12 protein-coding genes and 1 pseudogene are annotated in these 11,951 nt (G+C 71.5%); 7 read left to right on the forward strand and 6 right to left on the reverse strand.

From position 1 onward, the window contains the following. The first annotated feature begins 94 nt into the window (after nt 1-94). From HUT19_RS17515 to HUT19_RS17525, 3 genes are all read left to right on the forward strand, one after another. The gene (locus tag HUT19_RS17515; protein WP_176181385.1) at nt 95-970 is read left to right on the forward strand and encodes an SDR family oxidoreductase; all 876 of its coding nucleotides are present in this window, start codon (nt 95-97) and stop codon (nt 968-970) included. Between the two features lie 119 nt (nt 971-1,089). Next, nucleotides 1,090-2,217 (forward strand): EamA family transporter RarD, encoded by a 1,128-nt coding sequence (gene rarD / locus HUT19_RS17520; RefSeq protein WP_176181386.1) that lies wholly within the window; start codon nt 1,090-1,092, stop codon nt 2,215-2,217. Between the two features lie 160 nt (nt 2,218-2,377). Then, entirely contained in the window at nt 2,378-3,394 is a 1,017-nt protein-coding gene (locus tag HUT19_RS17525) for a M28 family metallopeptidase (protein WP_176181387.1), read from the forward strand. A 44-nt stretch (nt 3,395-3,438) separates the two neighbouring features. Here the strand turns inward: HUT19_RS17525 and HUT19_RS17530 are convergent, their stop codons facing one another. The 6 genes and pseudogenes from HUT19_RS17530 to HUT19_RS43060 form a co-directional block, all read right to left on the reverse strand. Beyond that, the gene (locus HUT19_RS17530; protein WP_176181388.1) at nt 3,439-4,344 is read right to left on the reverse strand and encodes an ABC transporter permease; all 906 of its coding nucleotides are present in this window, start codon (nt 4,342-4,344) and stop codon (nt 3,439-3,441) included. Then, the gene (locus tag HUT19_RS17535) at nt 4,331-5,278 is read right to left on the reverse strand and encodes an ABC transporter ATP-binding protein (RefSeq protein WP_176181389.1); all 948 of its coding nucleotides are present in this window, start codon (nt 5,276-5,278) and stop codon (nt 4,331-4,333) included. Before HUT19_RS17535 ends, HUT19_RS17530 begins: the two co-directional genes overlap by 14 nt. A gap of 87 nt (nt 5,279-5,365) precedes the next feature. Then, nucleotides 5,366-6,616, reverse strand: a complete 1,251-nt coding sequence (locus HUT19_RS17540; RefSeq protein WP_176181390.1) for a sigma-E factor regulatory protein RseB domain-containing protein — start codon at nt 6,614-6,616, stop codon at nt 5,366-5,368. 258 nt (nt 6,617-6,874) lie between these two features. Beyond that, the gene (locus tag HUT19_RS17545) at nt 6,875-7,885 is read right to left on the reverse strand and encodes a polyprenyl synthetase family protein (RefSeq protein WP_176181391.1); all 1,011 of its coding nucleotides are present in this window, start codon (nt 7,883-7,885) and stop codon (nt 6,875-6,877) included. A gap of 167 nt (nt 7,886-8,052) precedes the next feature. Then, nucleotides 8,053-8,307, reverse strand: a complete 255-nt coding sequence (locus HUT19_RS44295) for a hypothetical protein (RefSeq protein ID WP_368661754.1) — start codon at nt 8,305-8,307, stop codon at nt 8,053-8,055. Nucleotides 8,308-8,438: 131 nt separating this feature from the next. After that, a pseudogene (locus tag HUT19_RS43060) lies at nt 8,439-8,607 on the reverse strand (ATP-grasp domain-containing protein); the annotation flags it as partial. A 184-nt stretch (nt 8,608-8,791) separates the two neighbouring features. Between HUT19_RS43060 and fahA the strand changes: the two are divergent. The 4 genes from fahA (at nt 8,792) to HUT19_RS17570 (ending at nt 11,950) form a co-directional block, all read left to right on the forward strand. Continuing rightward, on the forward strand, nt 8,792-10,063 hold the full coding sequence (gene fahA, locus HUT19_RS17555; protein ID WP_176181392.1) for a fumarylacetoacetase: 1,272 nt from the start codon (nt 8,792-8,794) through the stop codon (nt 10,061-10,063). 43 nt (nt 10,064-10,106) lie between these two features. After that, nucleotides 10,107-10,613 (forward strand): hypothetical protein, encoded by a 507-nt coding sequence (locus tag HUT19_RS17560; protein ID WP_254885625.1) that lies wholly within the window; start codon nt 10,107-10,109, stop codon nt 10,611-10,613. 241 nt (nt 10,614-10,854) lie between these two features. Next, complete coding sequence (locus tag HUT19_RS17565) at nt 10,855-11,637, forward strand: GntR family transcriptional regulator (protein ID WP_176181394.1); 783 nt, start codon at nt 10,855-10,857, stop codon at nt 11,635-11,637. An 85-nt stretch (nt 11,638-11,722) separates the two neighbouring features. Then, the gene (locus tag HUT19_RS17570) at nt 11,723-11,950 is read left to right on the forward strand and encodes a ferredoxin family protein (protein WP_014054080.1); all 228 of its coding nucleotides are present in this window, start codon (nt 11,723-11,725) and stop codon (nt 11,948-11,950) included. Nucleotide 11,951 lies beyond the last annotated feature (1 nt).

The following is an 11,951-nucleotide window of genomic DNA, read 5'->3' on the forward strand; positions in this document are numbered from 1 at the left end:
CCTTACGTTGAAGTGGGTACTTTCGGCTGGTTAGTGCTGAATCTAGGGTGGCCGGCGAAGCACATGCGAACCGTATGAACAGGGAGAAAACGCCATGCGCATCGTTGTCACCGGAGCCACCGGCCACCTCGGCCGCCTGGTCGTCGAGGGACTGCTGGAGAAGGTGCCCGCCGACCGGATCGTCGCCGTGGTCCGCGACCCCGCGAAGGCCACCGCCCTCGCCTCCCGCGGCGTACGGCTGCACCGGGCCGACTACAGCGAACCCCACACCCTCCAGGGCGCCTTCGCCGCGGGCGACAGGGTGCTGCTGATCTCCGGCAGCGAGGTCGGCAGCCGCATCCCGCAGCACCGAGCCGTGATCGACGCCGCCCGGGAGGCCGGAGTCGCACTGCTCGCCTACACCAGCGTGCTCGGCGCGCCCACCGCCGACTTCGCCCTCGCCGAGGAGCACCAGGTCACCGAACGGGCCATCACCGCGTCCGGACTGCCGTACGTGCTGCTGCGCAACGGCTGGTACCACGAGAACTACACCGAGAACCTCGGCCCCGTCCTGGAGTACGGCGCGGTCGTCGGTGCGGCGGGCGAGGGCCGGGTGGCCTCCGCCTCCCGGGCCGACTACGCCGCGGCGGCGGTGGCCGTGCTCACCGGGGAGGGCCACGCGGGCACGGCGTACGAACTGTCCGGCGACATCGCCTGGAGCTTCGCGGAGTACGCCGCCGTGGTCGCCGAGCGGACCGGCCGGGAGATCCGCTACCACCCGGTCTCCGCGGAGGCCTACCGGTCCGTCCTCACCGGCGCGGGGGTCCCCGGGCCGGTGGCCGACATCCTCGTGGACGCCGACACCGCGGTGGCACGCGGCCGGCTGGCGGCCGCCCCCGGCGAACTGTCCCGGCTCATCGGCCGTCCCACCACACCGCTGGCGGACGCGGTCACGGCGGCTCTCGGGGACCTCACGGCCACCCAGGGCTGACCCGTCGCACCATCCCCTCCTCTGTCATCACCGTATTCATGAGACGGAAATGACAGGCGGCTTCCCGGGCGCTACCTTCATCAGGTCACCAGGGACGTCCCACGCGTCGGGGAGGGGTTATGAAGCCGCAGCAACAGGACCGTGCCGGGCTCCTCTACGGCTTCGCCGCCTACGGCATGTGGGGGCTGGTGCCACTCTTCTGGCCGCTGCTGGAGCCCGCGAACGCGGTGGAGATCCTCGCCCACCGGATGGTGTGGTCACTGGCGGCCGTCGGGCTGATCCTGCTCGCGCTGCGCCGCTGGGCCTGGATCCGGCCGCTGCTGCGGGAGCCCCGGCGGCTGGGCCTGATCGCGATCGCCGCGAGCGTCATCTCGGTCAACTGGGGCCTGTACATCTGGGGCGTCAACAGCGGGCACGTTGTCGAGACCGCCCTCGGCTACTTCATCAACCCCCTGGTCAGCATCGCCTTCGGGGTGCTGCTGCTGCGTGAGCGGCTGCGCCCGGCGCAGTGGGCGGCGGTCGGCGTCGGGGCGCTGGCCGTGGTGGTGCTGTCCATCGGCTACGGCAAACTGCCCTGGATCGCGCTCACCCTCGCCTTCACCTTCGCCACCTACGGTCTGGTGAAGAAGCGGATCGGGCTGGGCGGGCTGGAGTCGCTGGCCGCCGAGACCGCCGTCCAGTTCCTGCCCGCCCTCGGTTTCCTGGTGTTCCTCGGGGCGCGCGGCGACAGCACGTTCGGCAGCGGGGGCGCGGGCCACTCGGCGCTGCTGGCGAGCTGCGGTGTCATCACCGCGCTGCCGCTGATCTGTTTCGGGGCGTCCGCGGTGCGGCTTCCGCTGTCGACGATCGGGATGCTCCAGTACATCGCGCCCATCTTCCAGTTCACCCTCGGTCTGGTGGTCTTCCACGAGTCGATGCCGCCGGAGCGGTGGGCGGGCTTCGCCCTGGTCTGGCTTGCGCTCACCCTGCTGACCTGGGACGCGCTGCACACCTCGCACCGGGCGCGGCGGGAGTTGGCCGACGTCGCCGCGCGGGCGGGACTGTCCCCGGCCGGTGCCGCCTCCGGTTCCGATGCGGTACCGGAGGCGGTCGCCGGGGCCGCCGCGGGAGTGATGCCCGATGTCATCCCGGGCGCCGGTCCAAAGACCGCCCCCGACGCCGCTCCGGACGCTGTCCCGGACGCCGTGCCGGACCTCGCCCCGGGTACGGCCCCGGAGAAGCACGGCGGCTCGATATCCGGCGGCTGATGTCCGATTTCCGCTCTTGACGCGGAGTCAGCACCACCCGGACCATCAGCCGCATCACCACCGCGCCGCCGGTTCACCGCTCCATCGCCCCCCACGGGCACGTGTATCACACAGCGTCACGTCATTCCGTCCTGTCCTCGTTCGGAATTCGGAGCCCCCCATGTCGTCATCGGCAGATCGGCACCCCACCACTCCCCGAAGATCCTGGCTGCGCCGCACCACGACCGCCGCGGCCGTCGGCACCGCGATCGCCGCCCTGGTCGGGGCAGCGCCCACGGCCGCACCGGGCGGTACCGCCGCGGCGGCCACCCGCCCCGCGGCGTCCGGCAGTGCCCTGGCCGCACCGGACATCCCGGTGGCCAATGTGAAGGCCCACCTCGGCCAGCTCCAGTCCATCGCCACCGCCAACAGCGGCAACCGCGCGCACGGCCGCCCGGGCTACAAGGCGTCCCTCGACTACATCAAGGCCAAGCTGGACGCCGCCGGATTCACCACCACCGTGCAGCAGTTCAGCTACTTCGGCAGCACCGGCTACAACCTCATCGCCGACTGGCCCGGCGGGGACACCAACAACGTGGTGTTCGCCGGGGCCCATCTGGACTCCGTCTCCGCGGGGCCCGGCATCAACGACAACGGCTCGGGGTCCGCCGCCGTCCTGGAGACCGCGCTCACCGTCGCCCGCACGGGGGCCCGGCCCACCAAGCATCTGCGGTTCGGCTGGTGGGGCGCCGAGGAGAAGGGAATGGTCGGGTCCAGGAACTACGTCAACCGGCTGTCCTCCACCGACCGCGCCAAGGTCGACGCCTATCTCAACTTCGACATGATCGGCTCGCCCAACCCGGGCTACTTCGTCTACGACGACGACCCGGGCATCGAGTCGGTGTTCAAGCAGTACTTCGCCGCCCAGAACATCGCCACCGAGCCCGAGACCGAGGGCGACGGCCGCTCGGACCACGCCTCGTTCCAGGATGCGGGCATCCCGGTGGGCGGGCTGTTCAGCGGCGCCGACTACCGCAAGACGGCGGCCCAGGCCCAGAAGTGGGGCGGTACCTCCGGGCAGCCGTTCGACAGCTGCTACCACCGCTCCTGTGACACCACGAGCAACATCAACGACACCGCCCTGGACCGCAACAGCGACGCCATCGGGTACGCGGTCTGGACCCTGAGCGGCGCCTGATCGCCCGCCCCCCGTCGGTATCGCGCCGTGTTCGGCCCGGTGGCTCAGGCCGTGATGTCCTTCGCGGTGAACCGGGCCCAGGCCGCCGAGCCGAACACGGCCGCGTACAGCCCCTGCAACCCCAGGTTCTTGACCAGGTCGTCCCAGTAGACCGGGTCCCGGAGCAGATCCGCGAAGCTCAGCCAGTAGTGCGGGAAGAGATACGGGTGGATCGCGTGCAGCTGCGGGATGGTGTCCAGGATCTGCGTGGTGATCACCAGCCCCACGGTCGTGGCCATGGCCGCGATACCGCTGTTGGTCAGGGTGGAGATGAACACGCCCACCGTGGCGATCCCCACCAGCGACAGCGCCACGACGGCCGCCACGCCCAGGGCCCGCACCAGCCCGTCGCCGAACGGGACGGTGGTGCCGGAGATCAGGGTGATGTCCCCGAGCGGGAAGAGCAGCGCCCCGGTCGCCAGTCCGGTGACGGCCACCACCAGCGTCGCCAGCAGGCAGAAGGCCAGGACGGCGGTGAACTTGGCCAGCAGCAGCCGGGTCCGGCCCGCGGGCGCCACCAGCAGATAGCGCAGTGTCCCGGAGCCCGCCTCGCCCGCGATCGAGTCCCCGGCGATCACACCGATCGCCATCGGCAGGAAGACGGGCAGCGTCGCCGCCAGCGCGGCGAAGACCAGGAAGATCCCGTTGTTGGTGATCTGGGAGAAGAACGCCGGGGCCTCTCCCTCGCCGCCGCCCCCGCCGCCCTGTCCGATCCCGCCGCCATCGCTGGTCTCGATCTTCACCGCGATGCCGATGAGGACCGGAACGGCCGCGAGCACCCCGAGCAGGGCCAGGGTCCGCCAGCGCCGGAAGGTGGTGGTCAGCTCACTGCGGAAGAGCGCCGATGTCCACAGCGGACGCGGTCGGCGCACCGCCGGTGCCTCCGGTGTTCCGGCCTCAGCCCGCGACATCGAAACCCTCCCCGGTCAGCGCCACGAAGGCGTCCTCCAGCGAGGCGCGCTCGGTGCCGAAGGCCCGGACCCGCACCCCTTCGCGTACCAGTGCGGCGTTGAGATCCGCCAGTTCCAGGGGGGTCCGGGGCAGCTCGCCGAGCACGCGCTCGTCGAGCACCACCAGATCGGTCACCCCGTGCTCCTTCAGGACGCGGACCGCGTCCGTCGGATCCGGAGTGGTGACCGACAGCCGGCCGCGGCTGCTCGCGGCCAGTTCGGCCACGGTGCCCTGAGTGATCAGCTTTCCCTGGGCCATGACGGCCGCGTGGGTGCAGACCTGCTCGATCTCGTCGAGCAGATGGGAGGAGAGGAAGACCGTGGTCCCCTCCCCCGCCAGCGCCCGCACCAGACTGCGGATCTCGCGCATGCCCTGCGGGTCCAGGCCGTTGGTCGGCTCGTCGAGGATCAGCAGCTCACGCGGCTGGAGCAGGGCGGCGGCCAGGCCGAGGCGCTGCTTCATGCCGAGCGAGTAGGCGCGGGCCTTCTTCCCGGCCGCCGCGGCGAGACCCACCCGGTCCAGGGCGGAGGCGGCGCGGGCGCGGCGGGTGCGCGGATCGGCGGTGGGGTCGGCGGCGTCGTAGCGCAGCAGATTGTCCCGGCCGGTCAGATGGGAGTAGAGGGCGGGGCCCTCGATGAGGGCCCCGACCCTGGGCAGCACGCTCCGGGCGGCGCGCGGCATGGGCTCGCCGAGCAGCCGGGCCGCTCCGGAGGTCGGCTCGATCAGACCCATGAGCATGCGGATGGTCGTCGTCTTCCCCGAGCCGTTGGGCCCGAGGAAGCCGAAGACGCTGCCCCGCGGCACCGTCAGGTCAAGCCCGTCGACGGCGAGCTGACCGCCCCGGTAGCGCTTGGTGAGCCCGCGGGTCTCGACCGCGGCCCCGGTTCCGTCCACGGGCTCCCCTTCGCCGTACTGCTGTGGTGCGTCAGTGCTGCGGTGCGTCAGTGCTGTGGCGCGTTCCGTCCTGACCGGCCGGACGGCTCACTTGGCCTTGTTGGCTGCGGCGACCAGGGCGTCCTTGTCGACCGCGCCGACGAAGACCTTGCCGTCGTCGGTGAGCAGGGCGTTCACCAGGCGGGTGCTGAAGACATGGCCGGCCCCGAAGTCGCCCTTGACCTTCTCGCCGAGGCCGTCGAGGAACGCTCCGGCCTCCTTGTCCGCTCCGCCGTCGCCACCCTGGCCCGGTGCCGCGGGCGTGCCGCCCTCGGGGCCGTCGATGCGGGCGATGCTGTCCCAGCCCTCGCCGATCACCTTCAGCCCGGACAGCGCCTCCTGCGCGTCCTTGCCGTTCATCCCGTCCTTGGCACCGCGCTTGTGGTCGCTCTCCTCGGTGACCTTGGCGCCCTTGGGCGGGGTGAAGTCGAAGGTGCCCGCCTTGGGCTTGCCGAAGTCGACCTTGGTGTAGGCCACGTCGACCACGGCCTTGCCGCCGCTCTTGGGGGCGAGGGTGAACTTCAGCGGGGTGCCGTTGTCCGCGTCCACCGCGATCCGGATCGAGCCGACCGTGGTGTCGCCGGACTTGGGCTTGATCAGCAGCTCGTAGGCGTCCCGCCCGGCGACCCGGGTGGTGCCGTCGACCGTGACGTCCGTGGTGTCGTCCACGGAGGCGAGCACCTGCTTGGCGAACTGCTGCGGGGTGACGTCCTCGAGGTCCTTGGGCAGCTCGCGCCGGTGGTCCTTCTCGGCTCCGGTGCCCTTCGGGGCGGTGGAGTGGAAGACCGCGTTGGACTTGCTGTCGTACGCCCAGGTCTCGTCGCCGTTGTGGATCAGGCTGTACTCGGCGGCGTTCTCGATGATCGACACCCGCTGCCGCTCCGGTCCGTCCGCTGCCACCCGCAGGGTGTGCGAACCGGAGGCCAGCTCCATCAGCTTGGACTCGGGTGCGGCGGAGGCGCCGCCGTCACCGCCCTCCCCGCCCGCTCCGCCGCCGACGCCGGAGAAGGAACCGCCGCCGGGCAGCGAGGGCAGTCCCAGATCGGTGGTGATCTTCACCGAGCCGGACAGCCGCTCGGTGTCCGATGCGGCCATCTTGCTGATGAGCTTCTCCGCCGAGATCTTCGGCAGATCGGGGTCACCGCTGCTGGCGAGGGCCGGTACCAGCCCTATCGTGGCCGCCGCAACCCCCGCGACCGCGACCGGGACGGCGTACCGGGCGGCCTTCGTACGTCGTGTCGGGGGCCCCTCGTCCCAGAAGCCGTCGTCCGCGACCTGTGTCGGTCGGATCCGTGCCATATGTGCTCTACCTCCGTCGTGGGCGGCGGTTGTCAGCCTGCACTCGTCCACCTCTCGGGCCATTGTCGCCCGTTCCCGCCCGGTGGTGGTGATTTCATCCCACCAAATAGACCGCCTCCTGGCGTCAGCCCGCAGGATCAAGTGCGCTCTCATGCTCGGGTATGACAACCATCGCCGGACGGGCGAGGCCGTACTTCCCCGGGAGACCCCGGGGAAGAGGGAGCCCCTGGGGGAACGGCACGGGCGGGCCGGGCGGGATCAGCCCGCGCGGTGCACCACCGCGTCGCACAGCCCCTCGAGGGCGGCCTTCGCGGCACCCTCGGGCAGCGGCGCCAGCATCGAACGGGCCTCCGCCGCATAGCGGAGGGTGTCCTGGCGGGCCTCCTCCAGCGCCGGGTGGGCCCGCAGCCGCCGCAGCACCTCGGCATGACGGGCGTCATCGGTGAGGTCCCCGGCGAGCAGCTCGCACAGCTCACGGTCCTCGGCCGTACCGCTGGCCGCCGCCCGGGCCCGCAGATGCAGTACGGGGAGGGTGGCGATGCCCTCGCGCAGATCGGTGCCGGGGGTCTTGCCCGACTCATGGCTGTCGCTGGCGATGTCCAGCACGTCGTCGGCCAGCTGGAAGGCCATGCCCAGCCGCTCGCCGTACTGGGTCAGGATGTTGACGATCGACTCGTCGGCGCCGGACATCATCGCGCCGAACCGTCCGGAGACGGCGATGAGCGAGCCGGTCTTGCCCGCCAGCACATCCAGATAGTGCTCGATCGGGTCCTGTCCGTCGCGCGGTCCGGCGGTCTCCAGGATCTGGCCGGTCACCAGCCGCTCGAACGCCTCGGCCTGGATCCGGACCGCCTCCGGGCCGAGGTCGGCCAGGATGTGCGAGGCCCGGGCGAAGAGGAAGTCGCCTGTGAGCACCGCCACCGAGTTGCCCCAGCGGGCGTTGGCGCTGGACACCCCGCGCCGCACCTCCGCCTCGTCCATCACATCGTCGTGGTACAGCGTCGCCAGATGGGTCAGCTCGACAACCACGGCGGAGGGCACCACACCGGGTGCGTGCGGATCGCCGAACTGCGCGGCGAGCAGCACCACCAGCGGACGGAACCGCTTCCCGCCCGCCCGCACCAGATGCTGGGCGGCCTCGGTGATGAAGGGCACATCACTCTTGGTGGCCTCCAACAGGCCCTCTTCGACAGCCGTCAGCCCGGCCTGGGTGTCGGCTTCCAGAGTCTGGTCCCGCACGCTCAGCCCAAGGGGCCCGATGACGCTCACGGGGTACTCCTGTCTGCCTACGATCACGCGGAATGTCGATGTGTCGCTGCCTTCACCAACAGGCAGCGTATCCGGTCGGGTATCGATCACTGTGGGCGGCTTCCCGCCTTGTGCGCCTCACAGCGTCCATGCCCCTGAGCGACCGGCATCCCCACGCAGTACCGCGATCACCAGCAGATCATTCCTCCCGTTCCCCGGCCGTTCGGTGAACGGCCGGGGAACGGGCCCCGCTGTGTCATCCGTGGGCGGCCGCCACCACCGCCTTCGCCGACCGCGGCGACGCGGCCGCCCGCACCGCGCAGCGAGAGCACCGGCCGGCCGTCACCCTCCACGGTGACCCGGTGGATGTGCGGCCCCTGGGTGACCTGCACCCGCCCGGCGCACCGGCCCCGCGGCCACCAGGCGCCCTTGCGGCCCAGCACCCCGCGGACCAGATACTCCCGGGCCGTTGCGGGCAGATTGCGGAACCCGGCCGCGTGGTACGACAGCGCGTACGGCGACCAGGGGCGGCCGAAGGGCGATTCGGGCCGCAGCCGCGCGGCTGGCGCTCCGCGTCCAGCAGCTTGTACCGGCCGTCGCGCCGGTCGAAGCGCCAGTCCGGACCGACGGTGCCACTGAACCGGATCCGCTTGAGGGACTGGGCCGCCATCTGGGCCAGCTCCTTGTTGTCGACCACCGACGCACATGCCGTCATCCCCCGCGTGCGGCGGCCAGGACCGCAATGGCTCCCCCCGGCTGTGTGTGACCCCATGCAGGGCGCTACTTCGGAATGACTGCCTCCAGCAAGAACTGTCCGGACATCGCCGGCGCTTCGGGCAGCATCCGGCACCCCCTCCTCCGACGCCCCTCGCGCCGTAGGGTGTGGCCTGGCCACCACGGTGACGAGGAGAAGGCGAGGCAGCATCCATGCCGCAGCGAAGCCCGCTCGATCTGCCCGAAGGAGATCCCTTCGGGCCGCACAATCTCCCCTATGGCGTCTTCACCACGCCGCACGCGCCGCATCTGCGCAGGATCGGTGTGCGCTACGGGAGTCATGTGCTGGACGCGGGAGCCGCGGCGGCCGCCACCGCCTCGCCGCACGCCGAACTGCTGGGCGCCGCCTCGCTCAACCCGCTGATGGCCGCGGGCCGCCCGGTCTGGCAGGCGGTCCGCGCCGAGCTGCTCGACTGGCTGACCAACCCGGCGCACCGGCCGACCATCGAGCCGCTGATGCACCCCCTCACCACCCTCGCCCTCCACCTCCCGATCGAGGTGGCCGACTACGCCGATTTCTACGCGAGCGAGCACCACGCCGCCAATGTGGGGCGGATGTTCCGCCCGGACGGCGACGCGCTCACCCCCAACTGGAAGCACATGCCGATCGGCTACCACGGCCGGGCCGGCACGGTCCTGGTCTCCGGCACCCCGATCGTGCGCCCCCAGGGCCAGCATCTGCCGTCCGCCCCGCCCGCGGCGTCCCCGGCCACACCCTCCACACCTCATGCGTCCTCCCCCACTCCGGTCTTCGGCCCCTCCCTGCGCCTCGACTTCGAAGCGGAGGTGGCTTTCGTCGTCGGCGCCCCTTCCCCTTTGAATACACCGGTGCCGCTCTCCGGGTTCCAGGACCACGTCTTCGGTCTGTGTCTGCTCAACGACTGGTCCGCCCGCGACATCCAGAGCTGGGAGTACCGTCCGCTCGGCCCCTTCCTCGGCAAGTCCTTCGCCACCTCCCTCGCCGCCTGGATCACCCCGCTGGACGCCCTCGCCCCGGCCCGTACCGCCCCGCCCGCCCGCGATCTCCCGCTGCTGCCCTACCTCGACGACTCCGCCGCCGAGCCCGGCGGCCTCGACCTGCGCATCGAGGTCGCCGTCAACGGCCACACCATCTCCCGCCCGCCGTTCTCCACCATGTACTGGACCGCCGCCCAGCAGCTGGCCCATATGACCGTGAACGGCGCCTCGCTGCGCACCGGCGATGTCTTCGCCTCCGGCACGGTCAGCGGCCCGCGCCCCACCGAGCGCGGCTGTCTGCTCGAACTCACCTGGGCCGGACGCGATCCGGTGCGGCTGCCCGACGGTAGCCGCACCTTCCTGGAGGACGGCGACGAAGTGACCCTCACCGCCTGGGCACCGGGCCCGCACGGCGCCCGCATCGGTCTGGGTGAGGTGACCGGCCACGTCGTTCCGGCGACCCCCTGAGCGGCTGCTACGTTGTCGTGCCCCTGCCCTAACAACCGAGGAGATGTGCGTGATCAAGGCAGTGAGCGTCGCCGGAACGGTGGCCGCGGCCGCCCTGCTGCTGACGGCCTGCGGCAGCGACAGCGACGACGGGAAGAAGGACACCTCCAAGGACACCCCGTCGGCCTCGCAGTCCAGCGCCCCGGCGGAGGGGGGCGCGGGCGCCCAGCTGACCGGCGCCTACGTCGCCAAGAGCGGCAACGAGACGCTGGTGCTGTCCATCAGCGGCGAGAAGGCGGCCCTGGTCGCGGGCAAGCACACCTGCTCCGGTGAGTACACCGACACCGGTGAGAAGAGGCTGATGCTCAAGTGCAGCGACGGCAACGCCGACCGCACCATGGGCAAGGTGGCCCCGAGCGGGGACGGCAAGACGCTCACCGTCGACTGGGAGGCGCTCTCGGAGAACGACACCTTCACCAAGGCGGCCTCCCCGAAGGACCTCCCGACCGGGCTTCCCACCTCGGTGCCCTCCGGTCTGCCGACCGGTATGCCCGACCTCCCCACCAGCTGAGGCGACCGCACCCAGCGGCACCCGCGGCACCACGACCGCGTCCCCGAGCCCCCCGGCGAAAGCGCCGGGGGGCTCGCCGCGTAGTGGCAGATCTTGCGACAAGAAGAACAAAGCCGCAGGTCAGGGCGGTATCGAAGACGCCGTCAAGTGGCGCAACACTTCGGCAACACCATCGCGGCGACCCCCTCGGTATGGTCCGAACACAACCCGCCGTCCACCCAGCACACCTCGGAGTCGGCCGATGCCAGCCGAACGCACCCGCGACCGCACCCGCGAGCACGCCCCGCCGGTCGCCGCCGCGCGCCGCCGCAGGCTCCGCGCCGACCAGGCGCGGCAACTCGCCGATCTGCTCCGCCACCAGGTCCTCACCGGCGGCTTTCCCCGGGGTGTGCTGCCGCTGGAGGACGCGCTCGGCGCGGACTACGGCGCCTCCCGCAACACCGTGCGCCAGGCGCTCGACCTGCTGCGCGCCGAACGCCTGGTGGAGCGGCTGCCGGGGGTGGGGACGGTGGTCGTGGGCGAGAAGTACCGGCACGGCCTCGACCGGCTGATGGGGCTGGCCGAGACCCTGCACGAGCACGGCCGGGTCAGCAACGAGGTACGGACCGTAGGACCCGTGCCCGCGCCGTCCTGCGTCGCCGACCGGCTGCGCGTCCCCGCCCGCGCGGACGTCCTCTACATCGAGCGGCTGCGGCGGCTGGGCGGGCTTCCGCTCTCCCTCGACCTCACCTACATCCCGATGGACATCGGCGCCGAGCTCCTCGGCGCCGACCTGGAGAACACCGATGTCTTCCGGCTGATCGAGAAGATCACCGGACAGGATCTGGGCACCGCCGAGATCACCCTCGAGGCCGTCAACGCCGACGCGCACTCCGCCGCCGTCCTTCAGGCACCGCGCGGTGCCGCCGTCCTGATGACCGAGCGTCTCACCCACCTGGCCGACGGCCGCCCCGTGGACCTGGAGTTCATCCGGTTCCGCGGCGACCGCATCACCATGAGCGGCCAACTGCGCCGCACCGGCTGACGCCCCTGCCCCGCCCCCGTTCCGTCCCTGTTCCGCCGCGGTTCCACCCCTTTCCGTTCCCGTTCCGCCCTCCCTGGAGACAGCCATGCCTCTCGCGCCCCAGCGTGCCGACGTGCCCGTGACGATCGACGAGTCGAAGTGCATCGACGGCTGCACCCTGTGCGTGGACATGTGCCCCCTCGACTCGCTCGCGATCCACCCCGACAGCGGCAAGGCGTACATGCACGTGGACGAGTGCTGGTACTGCGGCCCGTGCGCCGCCCGCTGTCCCACCGGCGCGGTCACGGTCAACATGCCCTATCTCCTGCGGTGAA

Source organism: Streptomyces sp. NA02950, from assembly GCF_013364155.1.
GTDB lineage: Bacteria > Actinomycetota > Actinomycetes > Streptomycetales > Streptomycetaceae > Streptomyces.

What these genes read in the sequence shown, in the direction of transcription:
- HUT19_RS17515 (WP_176181385.1), top strand. Translation starts at nt 95, where the DNA reads ATGCGCATCGTTGTCACCGGAGCCACCGGCCACCTCGGCCGCCTGGTC.
- rarD (WP_176181386.1), top strand. Translation starts at nt 1,090, where the DNA reads ATGAAGCCGCAGCAACAGGACCGTGCCGGGCTCCTCTACGGCTTCGCC.
- HUT19_RS17525 (WP_176181387.1), top strand. Translation starts at nt 2,378, where the DNA reads ATGTCGTCATCGGCAGATCGGCACCCCACCACTCCCCGAAGATCCTGG.
- HUT19_RS17530 (WP_176181388.1), bottom strand. Translation starts at nt 4,344, where the DNA reads ATGTCGCGGGCTGAGGCCGGAACACCGGAGGCACCGGCGGTGCGCCGA.
- HUT19_RS17540 (WP_176181390.1), bottom strand. Translation starts at nt 6,616, where the DNA reads ATGGCACGGATCCGACCGACACAGGTCGCGGACGACGGCTTCTGGGAC.
- fahA (WP_176181392.1), top strand. Translation starts at nt 8,792, where the DNA reads ATGCCGCAGCGAAGCCCGCTCGATCTGCCCGAAGGAGATCCCTTCGGG.
- HUT19_RS17560 (WP_254885625.1), top strand. Translation starts at nt 10,107, where the DNA reads ATGTGCGTGATCAAGGCAGTGAGCGTCGCCGGAACGGTGGCCGCGGCC.
- HUT19_RS17565 (WP_176181394.1), top strand. Translation starts at nt 10,855, where the DNA reads ATGCCAGCCGAACGCACCCGCGACCGCACCCGCGAGCACGCCCCGCCG.
- HUT19_RS17570 (WP_014054080.1), top strand. Translation starts at nt 11,723, where the DNA reads ATGCCTCTCGCGCCCCAGCGTGCCGACGTGCCCGTGACGATCGACGAG.